The sequence below is a fragment of the Promicromonospora sp. NPDC090134 genome, assembly GCF_044746965.1.
Taxonomy (GTDB): Bacteria; Actinomycetota; Actinomycetes; order Actinomycetales; family Cellulomonadaceae; genus Promicromonospora.
Genome location: NZ_JBIVCZ010000009.1, coordinates 210,284 through 229,249, shown reverse-complemented (window position 1 = coordinate 229,249; position 18,966 = coordinate 210,284). Strand labels below are relative to the sequence as shown.

20 protein-coding genes are annotated in these 18,966 nt (G+C 72.8%); 17 read left to right on the top strand and 3 right to left on the bottom strand.

The window, feature by feature from the left end:
- Window positions 1–59 precede the first annotated feature (59 nt).
- The 4 genes from ACIPN7_RS23075 to ACIPN7_RS23060 all read left to right on the top strand — a co-directional run bounded on the left by ACIPN7_RS23075 (window position 60) and on the right by ACIPN7_RS23060 (window position 5,713).
- Window positions 60–2,783 (top strand): AAA family ATPase, encoded by a 2,724-nt coding sequence (locus ACIPN7_RS23075; protein WP_400547825.1) that lies wholly within the window; start codon window positions 60–62, stop codon window positions 2,781–2,783.
- Window positions 2,784–2,828: 45 nt separating this feature from the next.
- Window positions 2,829–4,334 (top strand): multicopper oxidase family protein, encoded by a 1,506-nt coding sequence (locus tag ACIPN7_RS23070; RefSeq protein WP_400547822.1) that lies wholly within the window; start codon window positions 2,829–2,831, stop codon window positions 4,332–4,334.
- A gap of 88 nt (window positions 4,335–4,422) precedes the next feature.
- On the top strand, window positions 4,423–5,121 hold the full coding sequence (locus ACIPN7_RS23065; RefSeq protein ID WP_400547819.1) for an SRPBCC family protein: 699 nt from the start codon (window positions 4,423–4,425) through the stop codon (window positions 5,119–5,121).
- 55 nt (window positions 5,122–5,176) lie between these two features.
- Window positions 5,177–5,713 carry a thioesterase family protein gene (locus ACIPN7_RS23060; protein WP_400547816.1) on the top strand — a complete coding sequence of 179 codons (537 nt, stop codon included), beginning with the start codon at window positions 5,177–5,179 and terminating at the stop codon, window positions 5,711–5,713.
- On the opposite strand, the gene ACIPN7_RS23055 is transcribed toward ACIPN7_RS23060, so the two are convergent.
- On the bottom strand, window positions 5,657–6,379 hold the full coding sequence (locus ACIPN7_RS23055; RefSeq protein WP_400547813.1) for a TetR/AcrR family transcriptional regulator: 723 nt from the start codon (window positions 6,377–6,379) through the stop codon (window positions 5,657–5,659). The genes ACIPN7_RS23060 and ACIPN7_RS23055 overlap by 57 nt on opposite strands.
- 61 nt (window positions 6,380–6,440) lie before the next feature.
- On the opposite strand from ACIPN7_RS23055, the gene ACIPN7_RS23050 reads away from it, so the two are divergent.
- Genes ACIPN7_RS23050 through ACIPN7_RS23030 form a run of 5 tightly spaced genes read left to right on the top strand, consistent with a single transcriptional unit; the run spans window position 6,441 to window position 10,587 of the window.
- Window positions 6,441–7,070: a biotin transporter BioY gene (locus tag ACIPN7_RS23050; RefSeq protein WP_400547811.1), complete on the top strand. Its 630-nt coding sequence runs from the start codon at window positions 6,441–6,443 to the stop codon at window positions 7,068–7,070.
- Window positions 7,067–8,197, top strand: coding sequence for an AMP-binding protein (locus ACIPN7_RS23045; protein WP_400547808.1), 1,131 nt, complete (start codon window positions 7,067–7,069; stop codon window positions 8,195–8,197). The genes ACIPN7_RS23050 and ACIPN7_RS23045 overlap by 4 nt, the downstream gene beginning before the upstream one ends.
- On the top strand, window positions 8,187–9,314 hold the full coding sequence (locus ACIPN7_RS23040; RefSeq protein WP_400547805.1) for a thiolase family protein: 1,128 nt from the start codon (window positions 8,187–8,189) through the stop codon (window positions 9,312–9,314). The genes ACIPN7_RS23045 and ACIPN7_RS23040 overlap by 11 nt, the downstream gene beginning before the upstream one ends.
- The gene (locus ACIPN7_RS23035; protein WP_400547802.1) at window positions 9,311–9,997 is read left to right on the top strand and encodes an energy-coupling factor ABC transporter ATP-binding protein; all 687 of its coding nucleotides are present in this window, start codon (window positions 9,311–9,313) and stop codon (window positions 9,995–9,997) included. The genes ACIPN7_RS23040 and ACIPN7_RS23035 overlap by 4 nt, the downstream gene beginning before the upstream one ends.
- Window positions 9,991–10,587, top strand: coding sequence for an energy-coupling factor transporter transmembrane component T family protein (locus tag ACIPN7_RS23030; RefSeq protein ID WP_400547799.1), 597 nt, complete (start codon window positions 9,991–9,993; stop codon window positions 10,585–10,587). Before ACIPN7_RS23035 ends, ACIPN7_RS23030 begins: the two co-directional genes overlap by 7 nt.
- A gap of 2 nt (window positions 10,588–10,589) precedes the next feature.
- Here the strand turns inward: ACIPN7_RS23030 and ACIPN7_RS23025 are convergent, their stop codons facing one another.
- Window positions 10,590–11,798: an FAD-dependent monooxygenase gene (locus ACIPN7_RS23025; protein WP_400547797.1), complete on the bottom strand. Its 1,209-nt coding sequence runs from the start codon at window positions 11,796–11,798 to the stop codon at window positions 10,590–10,592.
- 213 nt (window positions 11,799–12,011) lie between these two features.
- Here ACIPN7_RS23025 and ACIPN7_RS23020 point away from each other — a divergent pair, with 213 nt between their 5' ends.
- The 6 genes from ACIPN7_RS23020 to ACIPN7_RS22995 all read left to right on the top strand — a co-directional run bounded on the left by ACIPN7_RS23020 (window position 12,012) and on the right by ACIPN7_RS22995 (window position 15,640).
- Window positions 12,012–12,311, top strand: coding sequence for a peptide methionine sulfoxide reductase (locus tag ACIPN7_RS23020; RefSeq protein ID WP_400547794.1), 300 nt, complete (start codon window positions 12,012–12,014; stop codon window positions 12,309–12,311).
- Window positions 12,312–12,364: 53 nt separating this feature from the next.
- Window positions 12,365–12,553, top strand: coding sequence for a hypothetical protein (locus ACIPN7_RS23015; protein ID WP_400547791.1), 189 nt, complete (start codon window positions 12,365–12,367; stop codon window positions 12,551–12,553).
- A 176-nt stretch (window positions 12,554–12,729) separates the two neighbouring features.
- Entirely contained in the window at window positions 12,730–13,911 is a 1,182-nt protein-coding gene (locus tag ACIPN7_RS23010; protein WP_400547788.1) for a glycoside hydrolase family 76 protein, read from the top strand.
- Window positions 13,912–13,959: 48 nt separating this feature from the next.
- Complete coding sequence (locus ACIPN7_RS23005; RefSeq protein ID WP_400547785.1) at window positions 13,960–14,322, top strand: GNAT family N-acetyltransferase; 363 nt, start codon at window positions 13,960–13,962, stop codon at window positions 14,320–14,322.
- 62 nt (window positions 14,323–14,384) lie between these two features.
- Entirely contained in the window at window positions 14,385–15,041 is a 657-nt protein-coding gene (locus tag ACIPN7_RS23000; RefSeq protein ID WP_400547782.1) for a hypothetical protein, read from the top strand.
- A gap of 422 nt (window positions 15,042–15,463) precedes the next feature.
- A complete protein-coding gene (locus ACIPN7_RS22995; RefSeq protein WP_400547779.1) occupies window positions 15,464–15,640 on the top strand; it encodes a hypothetical protein in 177 nt (58 codons plus the stop codon).
- Window positions 15,641–15,668: 28 nt separating this feature from the next.
- Here ACIPN7_RS22995 and ACIPN7_RS22990 read toward each other — a convergent pair whose 3' ends face one another.
- Window positions 15,669–16,415: a methyltransferase domain-containing protein gene (locus ACIPN7_RS22990; protein WP_400548086.1), complete on the bottom strand. Its 747-nt coding sequence runs from the start codon at window positions 16,413–16,415 to the stop codon at window positions 15,669–15,671.
- A gap of 249 nt (window positions 16,416–16,664) precedes the next feature.
- Between ACIPN7_RS22990 and ACIPN7_RS22985 the strand changes: the two genes are divergently transcribed.
- Window positions 16,665–17,162, top strand: a complete 498-nt coding sequence (locus tag ACIPN7_RS22985; protein WP_400547776.1) for an ArsR/SmtB family transcription factor — start codon at window positions 16,665–16,667, stop codon at window positions 17,160–17,162.
- Between the two features lie 290 nt (window positions 17,163–17,452).
- Window positions 17,453–18,916 carry a non-reducing end alpha-L-arabinofuranosidase family hydrolase gene (locus ACIPN7_RS22980; RefSeq protein WP_400547773.1) on the top strand — a complete coding sequence of 488 codons (1,464 nt, stop codon included), beginning with the start codon at window positions 17,453–17,455 and terminating at the stop codon, window positions 18,914–18,916.
- Window positions 18,917–18,966: the final 50 nt, after the last annotated feature.

Genomic DNA, 18,966 nt, shown 5'->3' with positions numbered 1-18,966 from the left:
GGTGATCACAGTGACCGGTCGTGGCAACCGCCTGGGTGGCACTCGCTAACCTACGCCCCATGCGAACGTCTGCGGCACCTGCGCGTCAGCTGTTCGGCCGGGAGCAGGAGCAGCGACGTCTGGACGAGCTGACCGCCTCCGCACGGAACGGCCGAGGCGGGGCTCTCGTGCTGCGGGGCGAAGCGGGGATCGGCAAGAGCACGCTGCTCGATCACGTCGAGGGAGCGACCGCCGGGTACCGCGTGGTTCGCGCCTCCGGGGCGCAGCTCGAGGCCGACCTCCCGTTCGCGGCCCTGCACCAGCTCTGTCTTCCCCTGCTGGGTCATCTCGCCGACCTCCCCGCCACGCATCGCGAGGCGCTCTCGGGAGCGTTCGGCCTCACCGACGCGGCGCCAGGCGTCCTCCACGTCGGGCTGGCCGCGCTGGGGCTGGTGGCGGCGGCCGCCAGGGAGCGCCCCTTGCTCTGCCTGGTCGACGACGCCCAGTGGCTGGACGCCGACTCCGCCGGTGCGATCGCCTTCCTCGCCCGGCGGGTCTCCGCCGAGCCGGTCGCTGTCGTCCTCGGTGTCCGCCTGCCCGACGAGGCGACCGAGCTGGACGCGCTGCCCGGCCTCGTCGTCGGTCCGCTCGCCGACAACGACGCGAGGGCGCTGCTTGCGGCTCAGACGCACGAGGTGCTCGACGAGCAGGTCCGTGACCGGCTCGTGCTGGAGGCCCGTGGGAACCCGCTCGCCCTGCTCTCGCTGCCGCGCGCGGGTGGGTTCGCGCCGCCCGACGCCGCCTCGGCTCCGAACCGCGTCGAGCGTGGCTTCGCCGCGGCCCTGGCCGACCTGGCGGACGACGCCCGCATGCTGCTCACGATCGCCGCGGCCGACCCGACCGGTGATCCCACGCTGCTGTGGCCCGCCGCCCAGCACCTCGGCCTCGATCTGGAGGCCGCCGGAGCAGCCGCCACCGCCACCGGCCTGATCCAGTTCGGCACCCGCATCCGCTTCTACCACCCCCTGGCGCGCGCCGTCGCCTACCAGACCGCAGGGCTGACCGAGCGACGTCTCGCACACGGCCTGCTCGCCGACGTCACGGACCCCGTCACCGACCCGGACCGGCACGCATGGCACGGCGCCCAGGCCGCGGCGGCGCCCGACGACGACCTCGCCACCGCCCTGGAGGACTCCGCCGAGCGGGCCCAGGCCCGCGGTGGCGCCGCCGCGGCCGCGGCGTTCCTCGAACGAGCAGCGGAGCTGACGCCGGACCCGGGCCGACGCACCGCACGAACACTGGCAGCGGTACGTGCCCAGCTGGACGCAGGCGCAGCCGACCGTGCCGCCGCCCTGCTCAGCGCCGCCGACGGCACAAACCTCGACGAGCTCCAGCGGGCCGAGGCCGACCTGCTGCGTGGGCGCATCGCATTCGTCCGCACGAGCGACAGCGACGGTCCGGCCCACATGCTGCGCGCCGCCGCACGTCTCGCCACCATCGACCCCGAGAGATCGCGCGCGAGCTATCTCGACGCCCTGGAGATGAGCCTCCTGGTCGGCCGTGCCACCGGCATGATGGACCGCGTCCTCGGCGAGGCGCAGGCAGCGTCGACGTCATCCCGCCGAACCGACGTGCTGGACGCCCTGACCGTGCTGGCCACCGAGGGCCACCGCGCCGGCGTGCCACTGCTGCGCGAGGCGCTCGACGGCGCCGACGGAGCGATGTGGACCCGGCACCCCGCGCTCGCGGTCGTCCTCGCGTCCGAGCTGTGGGACCCCGGGCTGCACGCGACGATCGTCGAGTGGCTGCTGAAGGACGGTCGTGCGTCGGGGTCGCCGCTCGTCCTGCGGCTGGGCCTCGCCCAGGTCACCTCCGCGGCCGCCCTCGCAGGGGACCTGGACCGGGCGACGTCGGCCGCCGCCGAGGAGGAGGCGATCGCGGACGCGACCGGCGGGCCCCCGATCATCTACCACCGGGTGCAGCTCGCCGCGATGCGCGGCCGGCGCGAGGAGGCACTGGCGCTGTTCGAGGCGGTGAGCGCGACGGCGGGCAGCGGTGGCCAGCTCGTCGCCAACGTGCACTGGGCGAGCGCGGTGCTGCACAACGGTCTGGCCGACTACCGGTCGGCACTGGCCGAGGCGCGCCGCGCCGTCGACCTGGACGACCTCTTCATCGCCGGGTTCTCCCTGCCCGAGTTGGTCGAGGCCGCCGTCCGGTGCGGCGAGCAGGCCGTCGCCGTCGACGCGCTCGAGTCCCTGACCGAGCGGACCGAGGCGAGCGGGACGGCCACGGGGCTGGGCGTCGCCGCGTACGCCAGGGGCCTGGTCACCGGGATGGAGGAGCACTACCGCGAGGCCGTCGACCTCCTCGCGGACAGCCCGCTGCTGCCGTACCGGGGGCGGGCTCACCTGCTCTACGGCGAGTGGCTGCGGCGTGAGGGCCGCAGGCGTGACTGCCGTCCGCACCTGCGTACCGCGCACGAGCTGTTCGCCGGTGCGGGGATCGAGGCGTTCGCCCGGCGTGCGGCCGACGAGCTGAGGGCCACCGGCGAGACGGCGCGCAGCCGGTCGGGCCACAGCCGGGACGAGCTCACGGCGCAGGAGCTGCACATCGCGCGGCTGGTCGCGGCCGGTGCGACGTCGAACGAGGTGGCCGCCCGGCTGTACATCAGCCCCCGCACCGTCGAGGCACACCTGCGCAACATCTTCCGCAAGCTCGGGATCAGCTCGCGCAGGCAGCTGAGGGACCGCGCCGACCTGGCTGGCGGCGCGGCGTCCGACTCAGGGCGACCGGTACCTACGTAGTTCTTACCGACGCGATGACCTGGGGCGATACGAGAAGTTCCTCTCATGGAACGACGTACCGTCCTCAAGATCCTCGGAGTCGGCCTCGGCGGGGCGCTCGCCCTCGGCGGAGGCGGTCTGGGGATCTACTACGCGGCCGCCCGGCGGGACACCGTGGGGAAGATCGATCTCGACAGCCCGCTGCAGATCCCGCCCCTGGCCGAGGCCACGGCCGGAGCCTCGGGGGCGCTGGCCTTCTCGCTCGGCGTCCAGGCCGGCGACACACAGCTCAAGGACGGGGCGCCCACCCGCACCTGGGGTGTCAACGGCACCTACCTCGCCCCGACGATCCGCGCCCGCCGGGGTGAGAGCGTGGAGCTCGCCGTGCACAACGGCCTGGACCAGGAGACCTCGCTGCACTGGCACGGCATGCACCTGCCCGCGGCCATGGACGGCGGCCCGCACCAGCCGGTGGCGGCCGGCGGGACGTGGACACCGCGGTGGACCGTCGACCAGCGGGCGGCCACGCTCTGGTACCACCCGCACGTGCACGGTGCGACGGCCGACCACACCTACCGCGGCCTGACCGGCCTGTTCATCGTCGACGACGAGGACGCCGACGCCCTGGGCCTGCCGTCCACGTACGGCGTCGACGACGTGCCGATGATCGTGCAGGACCGGGCGTTCGACGGCGACAACCAGTTCGTCGAACGGCTCCCGCTGGCGGGTTCGCTCGGCGTGATCGGCGACGAGATCCTCGTCAACGGCACCATCGGACCGTACTTCGACGTCACGACCCGGCTCGTGCGGCTGCGGCTGCTCAACGGCTCCAACGCGCGGCTGTACAACTTCGGGTTCTCCGACGGCCGCCGGTTCGCGCTGATCGGCACCGACGGCGGGCTGCTGGCCGAGCCGTGGGAGACGGACCGGCTGCACCTCTCGCCCGGCGAGCGCGCGGAGATCGTCGTGGCCTTCGAGCCCGGCGAGACCGTCGACCTGCGGTCCTACCCGTCGCCGGACTACGGCGGCGCGTCGGGCCGGCTCGACGGTTTCGCCGACCGGCTGGACATCTGCCGGTTCCGCGCCGCGGACACCCTCGCCGACGAGACCACGCTGCCCGCGGCGCTGGGCGCGGCACCGGACCTGGCCGACGCCGCCGTGGCGACCGAGCGTTCCTTCGTGCTCGCGTCGGACCAGATCAACGGCCGGTCCATGGCGATGGACCGCATCGACTTCGGCGTCCAGGAGGGCACCGTCGAGGTGTGGGAGGTGACCAACGACAACGGTTACATCCACAACTTCCACGTCCACGACGTCCAGTTCCAGGTGCTCACCGTCGACGGCGCTGCGCCGCCGCCCCACCTGCGCGGGTGGAAGGACACCGTGCTGCTGGTCCAGGGGAGCCGGTACCGCCTGGCGATGCGGTTCAGCGACCACACCGACCCGAACGTGCCCTACATGTACCACTGCCACCTGCTGCAGCACGAGGACGACGGAATGATGGGCCAGTTCGTCGTCCTCGACCAGGGCCAGGACGTCGGTGTCGTTCCCACGCGGCACGACCACGCCTGACGCACCCGCTGCCCGGATCCGAACCGCTCGAAGCCCTGCCACCGGACCGCCTCCGCTGCGATCCGCCGTACCCGTACCGAGGACTGACATGACCATCTCCAGACTGCCCCGCCACACCTCGCGCGCCGCCGTCGCACTCACCGTCGCGCTCGGGACGGTCCTCGTCGCCGCCGGGTGCTCCGGCGCGCAGGATCACGACACCGAGGCCGCCGCCACCGCGAACGCGTCGGCCACCGCGCCGGCGTCGGGCGCCGAGACGCCGGCCGCCGGCCAGCAGTGCGCCGGGCAGGGCATCGACGACTCGGCCGCGATCACCCGCTCGACCGACATCCTGATCGACGCCCCGCTCGACCACGTCTGGGACGTGCAGACCGACGTCGAGTCCTGGGACGAGTGGCAGGACGCGGTCCTGACGGTCGAGCGTCTCGACTCGGGCGACCTCGCGTCCGACTCGCGGTTCCGATGGACCACACCGGTTCCCGAGTCGGACTTCGCCCCTGCGGACACGCTGTCGATCACGTCCAGCGTGCAGGAGCTGGAACCCGGTGTGTGCGTCCTCTGGGAGGGGCCGGCCGTCGGGGAGTCGATCACGATCGACCGGGGCGTCCACCTGTGGACGTTCACCGAGACGGATGAGGGCACGCTCGTGCACACCGAGGAGTCCTGGGACGCCGAGATCCTGGATGCGCTGGAGGGCCCGGACCACGAGACCGTCGCGGGAATGCTCGGGGGCGGTCTGGACATCTGGCTGCAGGCGCTCAAGAACGAGGCCGAGAAGCAGGCGTGAGAACTGGCCTGTCTCCGCGTGCCAGCACTACGAGGGGAGTACTCGGATGAGTCGGATGCTTCAGTTCGCATGGTCGGCCCTGGTCCCGGCGAAGCCGGAACCGGGCCGGTCCATCCTTGACCCGGCGGTGACACGGATGCGCGTGCTGCCGCAGGACCTGGACTTCATGCGGGTGGTCAACAGCGGCTCCTACCTGCAGATCATGAACGTCGCCGGCTACCGCCACATGGGCCGGGCGGGAGGGCTGCGCCTGGCGGCGCGGCAGTCCTGGCTCGGCGTGGTGGCCGCATCCACCCTGCGGTACCAGCGGTCGCTGCGACTGTGGGACCGGTTCGAGGACACCTCACGGGTGCTGGGGTGGGACGAGCGCGTGTTCTACATCGAGCACGTGCTGACACGGGACGGGAAGCTGTGCGCCCGCGGCGTCGTGGCGATGCGTTTCTTCCACGTGCGCAGCCGGGACCGCGTCAGCCCGCACGAGGTCGTGCGGCTGCTCGCTCAGGAGCAGGGACATCCCGTGCCGGAGAGCCCCGAGCTACCCGACGACGTCGCCGACTGGGCGCGGTCGTGGGCCGGCCAGACCACCCGCTAGCGCCACCGGCGCGGGCTCGACGGGGTCGCCCGGGCGGATCGTTCCCGCCCGGGCGCGCCGACGCACCGCCGTCCTGAGGCCGTCGGCGATCATCGTCAGGGCATCCTCGAAGTCGGCGCCCGCCTCCCGCGGTGAGCTCATGGCTCCCTGGCTCAATGATGTCTCCGTGTCCAGCAGCCCGAGGGCACCGGCGCTCAGGCGCTGCTGCTCGTGGAAGGTGAACCCGACGACGAAGTGCATGACGGCCTCCGCGGCGACCCGGGACAGCGGGTCAGGTACACCGTCGCGCCGCGTGGCCTTCATCAGCTGCGGCTTGACGGGGGAGTCGACGAGCCCGAGCGCCAGCGAGCTCGACACCAGCTCGGCACCGTCGCGGTACGCGAGCAGGCACTCGCGCAGGCGCCCGCCGAGCAGGCGGACGACGTCGGACGTGGGCAGCTCCTCGACGTCCACGTCGTCCATCGGTTCCAGGATCCGCGCGCTGACCGCCGCGAGCAGCGACTGCTTGTTCGGGAAGTGCCAGTACAGAGCGCTCACCTGGACGTCGAGGGCGGTGGCGATGGCCCGCATGGTCAGGTCGGGCAGCCCGAACTCGTCCAGGAGCCGCAGCGCTGCCCTGGACACGTCGTCGCGGCTGTGCCGACGGGCGTTTGCCGGTGCGCTCATCGCGCCACTATATTCCTGAACGCCGTTCAAGTGAACGCTGTTCAAGAGGGAAGAGGGTCCGATGCGAGACGACTACCGATCGAGCCGACGCGCGCTGGACGCGACCGACCTGGCCCGGGTGGCCGTCATGGCCGCGACCATCGCCGTGCTCGGCCTGCCCGGCGGGTTCAGCGTCCTCGGCGCGGTGCCGATCACGGCGCAGTCGCTCGGCGTCATGCTGGCCGGCGCGATCCTCGGGCCGCGGCTCGGGGCGCTCTCCGTCGTCGTGCTGCTCGCGCTCACCGCGACGGGCCTTCCGCTGCTGGCCGGCGGGCGCGGCGGCCTCGGCGTGTTCGTCGGACCGTCCGCCGGGTACGCGATCGGCTGGATCGCCGGCGCGTTCGTGGTCGGACTGATCGTGCACTCCACCGCGTACAAGCCCACCGCGTGGCGCACGGCCCTGGGGATGGTCGTCGGGGGCATCCTCGTGGTCTACGCGTTCGGGATCCCCGTCCAGAGCGTCGTCACCCGCCTGCCGCTCGCGGAGACCGCGCTGACGAGCCTCGTCTTCGTCCCCGGTGACGTGGTCAAGGCAGTGCTCGCCACACTTGTCGTCCTCGGGCTCGTGCGCGCCTACCCTCGCGCGTTCCGGCGCACCTGGCAGCCCAGGGGGCAACGCGACACCGGCGACCAGGTGCAGGCCGGACGGTGACGTCGCGCATCGTCGTGCTCGACGACACCGCGGAGGGACTACTCGCCCGCATCCGGGCGGTGCGGTCGGCGGGCGACGTCCCGCTCGTCGCGGACGGCCGCTGGCCGGCCGCGCAGCGGGAGGCCGTCGACGCCCTCGTCCGCGCGGCCCGGCCACCGGCCGGGACGGCCTGGGCGACGCTCACCTCCGGCAGCAGCGGCACCGCCCGCATCGTGGTGCGGACCGCGCAGTCGTGGGAGCGGTCGTTCGCCGCCGTGTCCGCGCTCCTGGACGAGTCCTCGACGCCCGGCGCCGAGCCGGTCGTCGCACTGCCCGCACCGGCCTCGTCCTCGCTCACGCTGTTCTCGCTGGCCCACGCGCTGGCCGGCGGTCCGCGTCCCGTGCTCCCGGGAGACGACGGCGGCCTCGCGGCGGCCACCGCGTTCCACGGCACCCCGCAGGCGCTCCGCACCCTGCTCGACCGCGGGGCGCTGCCGCGGGTGCGCACCGCCCTGGTCGGCGGCTCCCACCTCGACGAGCACGTCCGCGCGCTCGCCGAGGCCCGGGGCATCCGCGTCGTCGCCTACTACGGCGCGGCCGAGCTCTCGTTCGTGGCCGCCGACGACGGCGCCGGGCTGCGCCCGTTCCCCGGGGTGGCGGTCGACGTGCGCGACGGTCAGGTCTGGGTGCGGTCGCCGTACGTGGCCCTCGGCTGTCTCGGCGACGCCGGGCCCCTGCGCACGGACGGGGAGTGGGCCACCGTGGGCGACCTCGCCGACCTGAGGGACGGGGCGCTCACGCTGCACGGCCGCGCGGACGGCGCCATCATCAGCGCCTCGGCCACCGTGATCCCGGAGGAAGTCGAGGCGCACCTCCGGGGGTTGCCAGGGGTCGGGGACGCCGTCGTCTTCGGCTACCCGGTGGGCGGCGTCGGGGCGCTGGTCGCCGCCATGGTGGAACCGGCCGCCGGCGGCGCGCCGGTCAGCGCCGGCCTCCTGCGCGAGACGGCGGCGTCCGGGATGAGCCCGTCGCACCGGCCCCGGATCTGGTTCGCCGGTGACCTGCCGCGCACCGCCGCCGGAAAACCGGCGCGCGCCGAGGTGCTCCGCCGGGTGCTCGCGGGGGAGGTGCGCAGAGTTGTCGGCTGACGCGGTGGTCGTCGCCGCCCGCCGGACCCCGGTCGGAACCCGCGGGAGGGCGCTCGCAACCCTCGACGTGGAACGGCTCGCCGCGCCCGTCGTCCGCGCGGCGCTCACCGACGCGGACGTCGCCGCCGGTCGCCCGCTGGCCGTGGCCGACGTCGTCCTCGGCAACTGCATGGGCCCCGGCGGCAACCCGGCCCGGGTGGCGGCGCTCGCCGCCGGGCTCGGCGTCGAGGTGCCGGGCGTGACCGTGGACCGGCAGTGCGGCAGCGGGCTCGCCGCCGTGCTCGACGCCGCCGCGGCGATCCGGGCGGGAGACGCCCGCGCCCGGATCGCCGGCGGCGTCGAGAGCGCCTCGACGGCTCCGGTCCGGTCGGTCGACGGCGCGCCGTACTCGCGCGCGCCGTTCGCGCCGCACGGGTGGCCGGACCCCGACATGGTCGAGGCCGCCCAGCACCTGGCAGCCGCCGACGGCATCGGCCGCGAGCGGCAGGACGCCCACGCCGCGCGCAGCCATCGCCGGGCGCGCGCCGCCCGGGACGCCGGGCGGTTCATGGCCGAGCTCGTCCCGGTGGCGGGGCTGACCGCGGACGACAGCATCGGCGTCGCCGAACGGCTGCTGCCGCGCCTGCCCGCCCTGTTCGACGGCGGCACCCTCACCGCGGGCACGGCCACGCGGATCAGCGACGGGGCCGCCGCGGTGACTCTCGTGCCGGACGCGCTCCGGGACGACGCGCCGGGCCTCCTCCTCCGGGGTCACGCGGTGGTCGGCTGCGACCCCGCGCTCCCCGGGATCGGGGCGGCGCCCGCCGTGCTGGCGGCCCTCGACCTCGCCGACGCGCGGGTGGGCGACGTCGCGGCCCTCGAGATCGTCGAGGCGTTCGCGGCCCAGTCGCTGGCCGTGCTCGACCGCCTCGGCATCGCCGACGACGACCCGCGGGTGTGCGCGGACGGCGGAGCGCTGGCCCTGGGCCACCCCTGGGGAGCGAGCGGCGCGATCAGCGTGGTCCGGCTGTTCGGCCGGCTCGTGCGCGAGGGCGCGCCCGCCGGGACCCTCGGCGTGGCCGCCGCGTCCGTGGGCGGCGGGCTGGGCGTCGCCGCCGTGTTCGAGGTGGTCCGATGAGCGGGATCGAGCTCGGGAACGTGACCGTGCGCCTCGGCGACACCGACGTGCTGCGCGAGGTGACGTTGTCCCTGCGGGCGCGGACCGTGGCCGTGGTCGGGGAGAACGGCTCGGGCAAGTCGACGCTCGCGCGCCTGCTCAGCGGCCTGGCCGTCGCGCGAGAGGGCACCGTGCGCGTGCTCGGCCTGGACCCGGCCCGCCAGGTCGCGGAGCTGCGGCGGCGCGTCGCCGTCGTCTTCAGCAACCCGGACGCGCAGATCGTCATGCCGACCGTGGCCGAGGACGTCGCGTTCTCCCTGCGCACCGAGAAGCTGTCGCGCCAGGAGCGGGCCGAGCGGGTGACCGCCGCCCTCGGCCGGTTCGGGCTCGCGGACCTCGCCGACCGGTCGTCGCACGACCTGTCCGGCGGGCAGAAGCAGCTCCTCGCCCTGTGCGGCGCCTTCGTCCGGAACCCGGAGCTGGTCGTGGCCGACGAGCCGACCGCCTACCTCGACGCGCCCAACGCCCGCCGGGTCGCCGACCACCTGCTCCAGGACGCGGCGCACCGGCTGGTCCTGGTGACCCACGACCTGGCGCTCGCGCGACGCTGCGACGTCGCGGTGCTCGTCCAGGACGGATCCGTGACCGAGGTCGGGGCGCCCGACGACGTGCTGGCCGCGTACGAGGCGAGCATCCGGTGGTGACCCTGTACCGGCCCGGGGACGGGCCCTGGCACCGGCTGCCGACCGGACGGAAGACCGCACTGCTCCTCCTGGTCGTGCTCGCCGTCTGCCTGCTCCCGCCCACCTGGTGGGCGGCCGGCGTGATGGCCGCCGTCTGCGTCGCCTGCTACGCGGTGCCGGACATCGGGCTGCGGGAGCTCGGCCGCCAGGCCCTCGCCGCCCGCTGGATCGTCGTGGTGACGCTCGCTGGCCAGCTCGTCTTCCTGGACCCGGAGCACGCCGTCGCCAACGCCACGCGGGTGACGACGGCGATCACGCTCGCCGGCCTGCTCACGCTCACCACCCCGGCGACCGAGCTGCTGGACACGGTCGAACGGGCGATGCGGCCCCTGGCGCGCCTGGGCCTCGATCCCCAGCGGGCGGCCCTGACCCTCTCCGTGACCCTGAGCACGCTGCCCGTGCTCGCCCGCCTTGCCCGGGACGTGCGAGAGGCGCAGCGCGCCCGCGGCGGCGGCCGAAGTCTTCGGCACTTCGCGTTGCCGTTCCTCGTCATGGTGCTCAAGCACGCAGACCAGGTCGGTGAAGCGCTTGCCGCCCGCGGAGTCAGGTGACCTCAGGTCGACGAAGGCCGCGACGGTGCGCCGGAGTCCGGTACGCCCTCGTAGTCGGGCAGCTCGGGACCTCCGACCGCACGTCCGATCAGGGCCATGAGTGCGTCCATGTCGGGCTCCGGGCCCGGCTCGGGCTCCGGGTCGGGGGGAGCGAGCATCTGCACGTGCATCCGGCCGATCTCCTGGTTGTCCTCGACGTACTGGCGCATCCGCTGCTCGTAGCCGGCGAACCCGGCCGCCGGGTCCCAGTCGGCGGCGGCGAGCTCCCCGGCCAGCAGGTACGCGCCGACCAGGGCCAGCCCGGTGCCCGCCCCGGACATCGGCGACGCGCTGAACGCCGCATCGCCGAGAAGCCCCACGCGCCCGAGGTGCCAGCGGTCCATCACGACCTGGGCGACCTGGTCGAGGTAGAAGTCCGGTGTGTCGTCCACGTGCGCGAGGATCCGCGCCGTCTCCCAGGCGACGCCGGCCATCTGCTCGCGCAGAAGACGCTTCTGGGCCCCGACGTCGCGGTAGTCGATGTCGAAGCCGGCCGCGGGGAAGGACAGCATGGCGATTGCCCGGGAGGCGTCGGGGACGGGCCGCAAGCCCGCGGAGCGCCCTGCTTCGTGGTAGTCGACGGCCCAGCGGTCCAGTCCGAACTCGTTGGGCACCGTGTAGAAGGCCAGTACGAGTCCGAGGTGGCGGACGAACTGCTCGCGCGCCCCGAAGACCGCCGCCCGCAGCGCCGAGTGCAGTCCGTCGGCGCCGATCACCAGGTCGAAGCGCCGCCGGTCGCCGCCGGCGAGGGTGACGTCCACCCCGTCCGCGTCCTGGGTGAGCTCGGCGATGCGGTCGCCGAAGACGTACTCGACGCCGTCGCGCGTGTCCTCGTACAGCACCCGGGACAGGTCGCCGCGCAGGACCTCGATCTCCGAGATGTACCCGTCGCCGTCGTTCTCGTCCGCGCGAGACGTCTCCAGCACCTTTCCGTCCGCGTCCACCGTGTACGCGCCGGCGGTGTCGGTGCAGACCGCGCGCACCGCGGCGTCGAGCCCCATCCGCCGGATGACCTCCTTGGCCACCCCGCGCGCGTCCACGGCCTGACCGCCCGGACGCAGTCCGGGTGCCTGCTCCACCACGGTCACCTCGGCTCCCCGTCGGCGCAGCCAGTGGGCCAGCGCGGGTCCAGCGATGCTCGCTCCGGCCACCAACACCCTCGTGTCGCTCATCGTGTGCCCTTCGTCGTGTGTCGATCGATACTTGTCCGACCCCTTGAGTGACCGCATCTCATCGGTCGACGACGGGTGAGACCGCTCCTCGGTCGCCCTCTGGCACCTCCGCGTGCCAGGCCGTCGCCGTCGGGAACAAGCCGCCCGCCCAGCGAGGTTGAGGCGGGTGCGCCTCGGGCTCCGGGGCGACCACGCGGCGGGAGGGGCGAGCACATGGGCGAGTCGCGGGACGAAGGGCTGGACGCGCTGATCGGGGCGCTGCCCGAGGGCTGGTCGCGTGCGCGAGTGGCAGGGCAGACGTGGGGAGTGACGCGAACCACGCGTGCCGGAGGCAAGGTTGTCTCGTTCGAGGCGGAACGCCTCGGCGGCGCGGAAGGGCTCGGCGCAAACATCTGGTTCACCGCGGACGGCGCCGTGCTCAAGCCGTGTGAGGTGCCGGCGGAGAGGGTGATGCAGTTCCTTCGTGCCGCGGTGCCCCTGGACGCCGACGCTCGCGCAGCGGACAGCGCATGACGTCGTAGCAGCTCACACCACTCTTCCGAGGGCGCCCGGATAGAGTCCTCGCCGTGAGCAGCGGATGGCGGGACATCATCGACTCGGTGCGGGAGGGCGCCGGCGGCCCTTGGATGTGTCCGGAGTGCGACGAGGTCGCGGTCGAGCTGGGTCAGCGTTTCGTGCGTCGCGGAGTCGTGGAGTCGACGCTGCTGTGTCTTGCCTGCGAGGCCGGGGCTGACGGGGCCGGATCGCTTCGTTGACCGGTCAGGTCCGTTTCCCCTAGCCTGGCCGCCAGGTGTTTCAGGACCTGTCCGAGTCAAAGGAGACTTCGCGAGGCTGGGTCTGACCACCCCCTTGTCCACGGTCGAACACCTTGTCCACCGGAATGACAGCGCTGACATCGGTGACCGAGCACCACCGAACGAAGGAGCGAACGATGAGGTTCACCAGAGCTGCCGCTACGGTCGTCGCGCTGGCCTGCGCGCTGGGGACGGCGGCCCCCGCCGACGCACAGGAGGGCGACGCCCCTGCGGTGCCGCAGCGCACGCAGGTGCAGCGGGCGGTCGCGTCGTACGACGCGATGCAGGAGTACATGGCCGCGAGCGACGGTTCCGGCCTCTACCGCGAGCGGTACCCGAGCGGGGCCGACGACCGCACCTACTCGTTCGAGTGGCCGCACTCCCAGGCGCACGTCGCGACGCTCGACCTCACCGGGCTGTCCGGCGCCGTGGGGCGGTCGTTCGAGGACGACCTCGCCGACGTCGCCCGCGGGCAGGAACACTTCTGGAATGCCGGCGGTGGCACCACCGGGCTGCCCGGCTACGACTCCTACCCGCGCGCCCCGTACGGCGGTGGCGGCGACATGTTCTACGACGACAACGAGTGGGTCGCGCTCGCCAAGGTGCAGCAGCATCTGGCGACCGGCGACGAGGCGGCGCTGAGGCGTGCCGAGGAGATCTTCGAGCTCGTGGTCTCCGGGTGGGACACCGACCCGTCGCACCCGGCGCCCGGCGGCGTGTTCTGGACCCAGGCCACCTGGAGCACCGACCGCAACACCGTCTCCACGATGCCCGGCGCGCAGCTCGCCACCCGCCTGTACATGATCACGGGGGAGCGGCGCTACCTCGACTGGGCGCAGCGGATGGTGGGGTGGACCGACGAGCACCTGCTCGCGCCGAACGGCCTCTACTGGGACAACATCAAGCTCGACGGGACCGTCGACCGTACGCAGTGGTCGTACAACCAGGGCGTCCCGTTGGGCACCTACACGCTGCTGTACGAGGCGACGGGCGACAAGCGGTACCTGGCCAAGGCGAAGGCGGTCGCGGAGGCGTCCTACCGCTACTACGTCACCGAGGGGCGGCTGGCCGACCAGCCGATGTTCTTCAACTCCATCTGGTTCAAGAACCTCCTCCTGCTGGAGTCCGTGACCGGCGGCACGACGTACCGGGACGCCATGGCGGACTACGCCGACCACCAGTGGCGCACCGAGCGCGAACCCGCGACCGGACTGTTCAACGCCGGGGACGAGCACACCGAGCTGCTGGAGCAGGCGGCGATGGTCCAGATCTACGCCACCCTGGCGTGGCCGCGCGAGCAGGCGGCCATCCTGTACTGAGACGATTCCTCCAGAAATAGTCGGCACCGACGAGCGGTTACCGACGCTATGGACGACAGCACCCGCGAACCAGAGTCCCTTCCGGACGGGGGCCTGACAGGGCCCCCTGCGCGTGACACCGAGGAACTGCGCTTCACCGACGACGAGGAGAACTCCCGGTACGCCCTGTATCTCGGCGAGGACCTGGTCAGCACGCTCGAGTACCGGGACGACGGCGCCACGGTCGCCTTCACCGCCACCTTCACGGAGCCCGCCTTCCGCGGGCACGGATATGCCGGTGAGCTGACGGACCGGGCCGTTGCCGTGCTCGAGGAGCGGGGCGACCGCTCCGTCGAGGCCGTGTGCCCGTTCGTCGTGGACTGGTTCGAACGTCACCCGGACCGTAGCCGAATCTCTCGGCGCCGCGGGTGACCAGGACTCTTCCTGCGAGTATTCCCTGGGAACGCAGGGCGGCCCCTTCTAGGCTGCCGGGCGTGAGCTCCTTCGATGTCGACGCCCTGCGCGGCCTGCCGCACCGCGAGGCCTCCGGCCTTCTCCTTGCCGGCGGCTGGAACGTGTGCGGCCTCGGGGACTGGGCCACCGTCTGGCGGTCGCCCGACGGCGCGCTCGTCGCCAGGGTCAGCCCGTTCGAGCCGGCCTACGGGGTCTTCGTCGAGCTGTGCCGCTCCCTGGAGGGGCATCCGCTCCTGCCGCGCATCGAGCTCGACGCCCCCTTGGCAGGCGGGGGCCGCATCACCGTGATGGAGTTCCTGACGCCGGTCCAGCAGGCGGAGGCGGAGGCCGTCGTCGACCGCTGGAACACCGCCGCGCCGGACGACCCGATCACCGTGGTCCGCAGGAAGGCGGAGCAGCTCGACGCCGAGGCCGCCCGGTCCATCCCGTTCTGGGGCGGGCTGGACCACAACCCCGGCAACGTGCTGCGCAACGCCGTCGGCGAGCCGAAGCTCGTCGACCTGTTCTACGCGGCAGGCCTGGAGATCTACCGGGTCCTGCGGGAGGACCCGGCGCGGCTCGCCGAGGCGATCCCCGCGGAACGCCGCCGCTACATCTGCGACATCGCCGCGGTCGCCCGGCTGTCCGACCAGGACGAGCTGGCCGCCCTGCGAGCTGCGGCGGACAGCATCGGCTGAGCGCCGCACGGTCCTCTGCGGCCGAGGCGCGCGACGCCGTGACAGGTCCTCCGTGACCAGCGCCTCCTTCGTCGCAGGCGAGCCCGGCGAGATCGTCGTGGCGATCGCGTCGATCCCGGCGACTATGCCGACATGCTCGCCGGCATCCTGCTCTCCGGGATCCAGCGGGCGGGGTCCCCCTCCGGGGTGTGAGCAGGCCGGTTCAGGGTTGGTCGGACGCCGCCACACCGCCGTCCGCCGTCGGCGCGAGCAGCTCGTCACGGCCCTGGCCGAGCGCGCGCCGGGCGTACGGGAACGTGGCCGACAAGCGTCCGGTGCTCCGGGATGCGCTGGTGGTCAACTTCTCTGCGGCGCCCGCGGGGACCTCCTGGCCGTGAGCCCAGGTGTAGGGATCCACCGACGATGTCGGTCCGGACATCGTGGTGGAGCTCGATTCCGCCCCGAGCCCGGCCTCCTCGCAGAAGGTCACCTTCGCCCGCGGCGGCGGGGCCTACCCGCTGTGGGTCCGCTTCGGAGAGGGCACCATCGAGAAGGTCGACGGCGTCATGGTCCTCGACGTCGGCGACGCCGTTCGAGGCGTGCGTGAGGCCGGCTCCTGAGCCGACAGCCCGCCCCTCCGGGCGGAGCTCATGCCTTCGTGAGAACGAAGAACAGGAAGCACAGAAACTTGCCCGACTCCTTCTGCGCGAAGACCTCCGGGAACCGTTCACGGGCGCCGGGTCCCGGGGCCGGTTCGCTGATGACGTCGATCCGGAACCCGGCCGCGGTGAACGCGTCGGTGATCGCGTGCAGCGGCCGGTCCCAGAAGGTCATCAGGTTCTTGGTGCCGCCGAGTTCCCACCACTGGGAGGTGGAGCGGGTCGCGAAGTAGTCCGTTCCGGGCGGTGCCGTCAGATGGCTGACGAAGGGGTGGTGGACGGACCCGATGAGGCGGCCGCCGGGCTTCAGCACGCGCCGCAGTTCGGCCAGGGCCGTCGTCCAGTCCTCCAGATAGTGCAGGACCAGGGAAGCGACGACGTCGTCGAACCCGGCGTCGGCGAAGGGCAGCGGGCCGCCCAGCTCGGCCCGTTCCAGCACCACACCGTCGCCGAGGCGCCGCCGGGCCAGCTCCAGCATCCCGGCGCTGGAGTCGAAGCCGGCGACGACGGCGCCCCGCTCGCGCAGGACCTCGGCCACGGGGCCGGCGCCGCAGCCGGCGTCGAGGATCCGGCGGCCCGCCACGTCGCCGGCCAGGTCCACGATCGCGGGGCGCGCGTAGTAGGCGTTGAGGAGGCTCGTCTCGTTCTCGGCCGCGTACGCCTCGGCGAAGCTGTCGTAGTCGTTCACCCTCTCCCCGGGCCCCGGGGGAGCCTCGACGGGACTGACCCAGGACACCGTCCGCCGGTTCGGCGGGGCGTCCGCCTGTCCTTCGGGGCTCTCGGGGGCGGCGATCCCGCCGGTCGTTCCGGGACGGTTCGGCATGGTTGACCTCGATTGTTCGGGCGCCGGTGGGCGTGGCGGGAGATCCGCGGATCCCCAGGAGATGAAGCGCACGGCAGCACTCTGGACGAGTGATTGGGGTTTGTCAATCACTTATGGCCCCGCCCGTCAACGGGCTGCCCGCTCTTCAGTAGGCTGCTGGTCATGACCGAACGCCGGCCGGCGACCGACGCGGAGGCGAAGGCACTCGCCTCCGCCCTCCGCCTGCGCATCCTGCGCATCTGCGTGCAGGAGCCGCACACGAACAAGGAGATCGCGGCGATCCTCGGCCGAGACCCGGCCAGCGTGCTGCACCACACCAGGACGCTGGTCCGCACCGGGTTCCTGGAGGCGCAGGAAGAGCGGCGCGGCGCGCGCGGCGCACGAGAGATCCCGTATCTGGCGACACGCAAGAGCTGGCACCTCGAAGCGCCCGCGCTGGACCGGTCGATGCTCGACGCGTTCCTGGAGGAACTCGCCCTCGTCCCCGCGACCGCGGCCGAGGGCACCAGGATGGCGCTGCGCCTGCCACCGCCGCAGATGGAGGAGTTCCGCACCCGGCTCAAGGATCTGCTGGACGAGTTCGCCGCCCGCCCGGACGACCCGGCCGCACCCGCCTGGTCGCTCTTCATGGTGGTGCATTCCGACCCGAACCGACCCTGACTGTACGGATCCATCGAGGATGTCGGTCTGACCGGCGTTGTTGTCGACCAGATGTCGGTTGGCCGGGTACGTGCCGGACCTGTACGCAGCGCGAGGCACCCGCTACTGTATCGATAAATCTGCCGCTGCCCGCGTGCCTTCCCGCAACAACGATGTTAGCGCTCACACGTCCTGGCCCGCGCTGCAGGTTCCCCGGAGCCACGGTGCCGACCGCACCGTCGGCAGCGGCAGCACGCAATGCCCAGGCGCAGCCGACGGCGGCCGCGCCCCGACAGGCAAAGGAGCGAAGGATGAGGAAGTCCATCGCACGTCTCGTGCTCGGGCTGGCCACGGCCCTGGTGCTGGTCCCGGCAGTCGCAGGGCCCGCCGAGGTCCCACCGGCGGCCGCGGCGAGCAGCAACCTGCTCACGAACGGGGACCTGGAGAACGGTACGACCGGCTGGTCGGCCTTCGGCGCCGGAACGGTGACGTCCAGCACGAGCCCGGTCCATGGCGGAACCCGGTCGCTGCTGCGGACCGGTCGCACCGCGGCGTGGAACGGCCCGGCCCAGACCGTGACGTCCGTGCTCACCAACAACACCAGCTACACGGCGAGCGTGTGGGTGCGTTCCCAGAGCGGGACGCCGACCGGCCGGGTCACGCTGGCCGTGACCGCGGGCGGCTCGACGAGCTACGTCAACCTCGCCCAGGGCGCGGTGAGCTCCTCGGGCTGGACGCAGCTGACCGGCACGGCGACGGTGTCCTGGTCCGGGACGCTGTCGTCCGCCTCGTTCTACGTGGAGACGGCGGCGGGCACCGACGGGATCTACCTCGACGACGCCTCGCTCGTGAGCAACGCGACGTCGACCTGCGACCTGCCGTCGACCTACCGCTGGACCTCCACCGGGGTCCTGGCCACGCCGAAGGCGGGTTGGGTCTCGCTCAAGGACTTCACCGTGGCGCCCTACAACGGTCAGCAGCTCGTCTATGCGACGACGCACGACACGGGCACGTCGTGGGGCTCGATGAACTTCAGCCCCTTCAGCAACTGGTCGAGCATGGCCGGCGCCACGCAGAACACGATGTCGTCCGCGACGGTGGCCCCGACGCTCTTCTACTTCGCGCCGCGGAACGTCTGGGTGCTGGCCTACCAGTGGGGGCCGGCACCGTTCATGTACCGGACCTCCAGCGACCCCACGAACGCGAACGGCTGGTCGGCCGCCAGCCCGCTGTTCACCGGATCGATCTCCGGCTCCGGCACCGGGCCCATCGACCAGGCGCTCATCGGCGACGGCACGAACATGTACCTGTTCTTCGCCGGGGACAACGGCAAGATCTACCGGGCGAGCATGCCGATCGGCAACTTCCCGGGCAGCTTCGGCAGCTCCTACGAGACCATCATGAGCGACACCACGAACAACCTGTTCGAGGCCGTCCAGGTCTACAAGCTCCAGGACCAGAACAAGTACCTGATGATCGTCGAGGCGATCGGCACCAACGGACGGTACTTCCGCTCGTTCACGGCGAACAGCCTCTCCGGGTCGTGGACACCGCAGGCCGCGACGGAGAGCAACCCGTTCGCCGGCAAGGCCAACAGCGGTGCCACCTGGACCAACGACATCAGCCATGGTGAGCTGCTCCGGACCACCGCGGACCAGACCATGACGGTCAACCCGTGCAACCTGCAGCTCCTGTACCAGGGCCGGTCGCCCAGTTCCGGCGGTGACTACGGCCTGCTCCCGTACCGGCCGGGGTTGCTGACGCTCCAGCGCTAGCCCGGGAGCAGGCGGCGCGTCCTCTCGTCAGCGTGAGCGCGGCGAGAGGA